4 protein-coding genes are annotated in these 3,090 nt (G+C 42.0%); 3 read left to right on the forward strand and 1 reads right to left on the reverse strand.

Annotation, left to right across the window (positions count from 1 at the left end; translation table 11 throughout):
• Positions 1 to 277 precede the first annotated feature (277 nt).
• Both QZ105_RS10315 and QZ105_RS10320 read left to right on the forward strand, forming a co-directional pair.
• The gene (locus QZ105_RS10315; protein ID WP_293729834.1) at positions 278 to 706 is read left to right on the forward strand and encodes an HTH domain-containing protein; all 429 of its coding nucleotides are present in this window, start codon (positions 278 to 280) and stop codon (positions 704 to 706) included.
• 11 nt (positions 707 to 717) lie between these two features.
• Positions 718 to 1,677 carry an IS3 family transposase gene (locus QZ105_RS10320; RefSeq protein WP_293729835.1) on the forward strand — a complete coding sequence of 320 codons (960 nt, stop codon included), beginning with the start codon at positions 718 to 720 and terminating at the stop codon, positions 1,675 to 1,677.
• Positions 1,678 to 1,832: 155 nt separating this feature from the next.
• Here QZ105_RS10320 and QZ105_RS10325 read toward each other — a convergent pair whose 3' ends face one another.
• Positions 1,833 to 2,417: a sigma-70 family RNA polymerase sigma factor gene (locus QZ105_RS10325; RefSeq protein ID WP_293729836.1), complete on the reverse strand. Its 585-nt coding sequence runs from the start codon at positions 2,415 to 2,417 to the stop codon at positions 1,833 to 1,835.
• Positions 2,418 to 2,625: 208 nt separating this feature from the next.
• Between QZ105_RS10325 and QZ105_RS10330 the strand changes: the two genes are divergently transcribed.
• Positions 2,626 to 2,976 carry a helix-turn-helix transcriptional regulator gene (locus QZ105_RS10330; RefSeq protein WP_293729837.1) on the forward strand — a complete coding sequence of 117 codons (351 nt, stop codon included), beginning with the start codon at positions 2,626 to 2,628 and terminating at the stop codon, positions 2,974 to 2,976.
• Positions 2,977 to 3,090: the final 114 nt, after the last annotated feature.

Below are 3,090 nucleotides of genomic sequence, written 5' to 3' on the forward strand. Positions count from 1 at the left end.
GGTCGGGTTAAATAAATTGCCCAAAACAGCCATTAGTAAAGTGAAAGTCTTTTTTCTTGCCTTTTTCTTTACTGGGTTTCTTTTTCCGTTCTTTTTTCTGGCGCTGTAAACTGTACCCAAGAAACTGGACACTCCTAACATAAAAAACTTTAATCTGGACAGGTTGTTTAGCAAGTACGTCCCCAAAAACTGGACACAAACTTTGACTTAAAATCCCGATTTATGGACACTGTTTTCCAGATTACTGTATAATAAATTTATCATGGAGGGTTTTATTATGCGGAAAAGACATAAAATCAAAAAATTCACAGCAGAAGAAATTGCTATTTTAACAGCTAATCAGTTTACTTATAATGTTACTGCCAGTCAAATTATTTATACTTCAGAATTTAAAAATATTTTTTTAGCCAGATATGAAGCAGGGGAAAATGCCAAAGAAATTTTTGAAAGCCTAGGTTATGACACTGCTGTTCTCGGCAATAGCCGAATTTATGATTTAGCCCACAGACTTGCTACGCAGGCTGCCAAGTGTAATCTGTTGGCAGGAACATCTTTTGAGGCAGCAGGAACCATGCCAGATAAGGAAAATTACGCTACCAACTTGTCGCCGCAATCTATAGCTTCCATGCAGATGGAAATCGCTTATCTGCGCCAGCAAGTAGATTTTCTAAAAAAAATTACTGCGCTGGACAACAGCAGAAAATAAAGACTATACTTATGGAAAATACAAAGGTAAAATTTGAGATTATCCATGAAATGGTATCTCAGCAAGATAATCTGCAAAACATCAAGGAACTTTGTAAAATAGCCGGTGTTTCGCGTTCCGGCTACTATAACTGGATTGCTTCGGAAAACCGGCGCATGGCCAGAGAAGAAAGAGACCAACGGGATTTTGAGCTTATTCTTGAAGCCTACAAATATCGTGGTTATGACAAAGGCATACGGGGAATACATATGCGGCTTCTGCATATGCAGCCGCCAGTCCTGATGAATGTTAAAAAGATACAACGCCTGATGCGCAAATATGGGCTGAAATGCCCTATAAGAAAAGCAAATCCTTACAGGAGAATGGCGAAAGCATTGAGGACTGATGCGGTTGCAGATAATCTGCTCAATCGCCGATTCAAGGAATTGGGGCCGCGCAAGGTATTGCTGACGGATATTACATACATTCCATACTATGGGACTTTTTGTTATCTGTCAGTGATTTTAGATGCTTTTACTAAGCAGGTTTTAGCGTATGTGCTAAGCGAATCGCTGGAAGTAGATTTTGTTCTTGAAACAGTAAAGCTGCTCATAAAAAAGCATGGAGTATCGCTGGATGATGAAACGCTAATCCACAGCGACCAAGGCTGCCACTATACGAGTAAGAAGTTCCGGCAAATTATTAGCGACGCGAAATTGAGGCAATCTATGTCGCGTAAGGGAAACTGTTGGGATAATGCACCGCAGGAAAGCTTCTTTGGACATATGAAAGATGAAATCGGTGCTGCGATGGCGCAGGTAACTTCTTTTGGTGGAGCAAAAGAGTTGATAGACGACTGGATAGACTACTATAACAACGACAGAGGGCAATGGCTGCTTGCCAAATTATCGCCTAATGAATTTTACGATTATTGCAATACTGGAGTTTATCCTTTGATTAGTTATTCAAAAACAAGCGATAAAGTTATTTAAGTCAAGCTCCTGAATTTACTTTTCTTTTCTTTGTGTCCTTGACAAAGGGTACACTTCACTGCAAACAATCGCTTAGCGATTGTTCCTTGTTCAATATAAGGATAGAGTAAGCTGTTAGAATAATTGACAGAATATACTGATTTCTTAAAAGGGACTTATTTAAGCTTTTCCCGCAGCCGCGACAAAGCTTTAAGCTGCATTTTGTAGGCAGCGGTAAAGCTGATGCCTTGGCTTTGCGCATATTCGCGCAGGGAAAGTCCGTGCATAAAAATAGCCTCGATAAGCAGTCTTTGCTTATCTGTTAATGCAGCTAAAAGCTTTTCTAAGAGCAGTTTATCCTCAAGCTTTGCTAGGAGTTGTTTTTCATCGGCAATTTGCAGCTGCTGCTCGTCATCTGCCGCTGCATCTAAAGAGATAATAGCTTGCTCCGGCTTATTGCGATAGACCTTGTGAATCAGCTCATAATACAAATGCTTTTGCGCAAGCCCCGGCAGCAGGCGGTACTTATTGCCATTGTAGGCGGAAATAAATTCTAAAAATATTTCCCAAGCCATATTTACTGCGTCGTCGCCTAAGGCGGCAGCAATATAGCTGCGACGGGCCTCCTTGTAAATTAAGGGAGTGAAGGCTGCGCACAGGCGATCGATGGCCTGCTGGTCGCGTGCCTGCGCCCGCTGTACAAGGCTTTTCAGCTCGGTGGGTGTAAAGACGCGGTATTCAGTTTTTCTTGTTTTGGTCAATGCTTATCGTCCTTTAAGGCTTACAGGGAGCGTTGCGCTTTGTGCCTTGAATATGACGGAATTCCGTACTGTACTACATCGGCGCTCGATACGCCTATTATAACACGAAAATTCAGAAAATAACTTAAAGTGCAATATATTGCGCTTTAGCCGGTTTTGAGATTTTTTGTTGTACTCTTATGTTAAATAAGCTGAAGGAGGCAACAAAATGTATACGGAACGAGAAATTTTATTGGCTGTGCTGCGGAAGGAAATAGGAGAAGTAATAGTTGACCAGCGGCGGCGCAAAGGATTGACGCAAGCAAAATTGGCGGCTATGTGCGGTATATCCAAAAGGCTGCTGATTGGCATAGAAAACGGTTATGCCAGCTACAGCATGGATAAATATTTACTTATGAGCATTGCTTTGGATATGGGGATGGAGGAAGTGCTTGGCATGGCGGCAGCTAATCTGGCCGCTAATAAGGACAGCAGGGAGCGACTGGAGGTCAGGATACGGCAGGAAAGGCAGGCTATGCAGAACCGCCTTAGTGGCGAAAAAGAAAACTGTCTCAGATAATTGTGGCAGGAAGAATAACAAACCGGTCGCAAGATGCAGAAACAAAAGCTAAATATAGACCAAAAGGTCTTGCGAGGGGGGGCAGATGTGCTAAAATATAAGCGAGCATGATTT

Source organism: uncultured Phascolarctobacterium sp. (assembly GCF_905212365.1).
Classification (GTDB): domain Bacteria; phylum Bacillota; class Negativicutes; order Acidaminococcales; family Acidaminococcaceae; genus Phascolarctobacterium_A.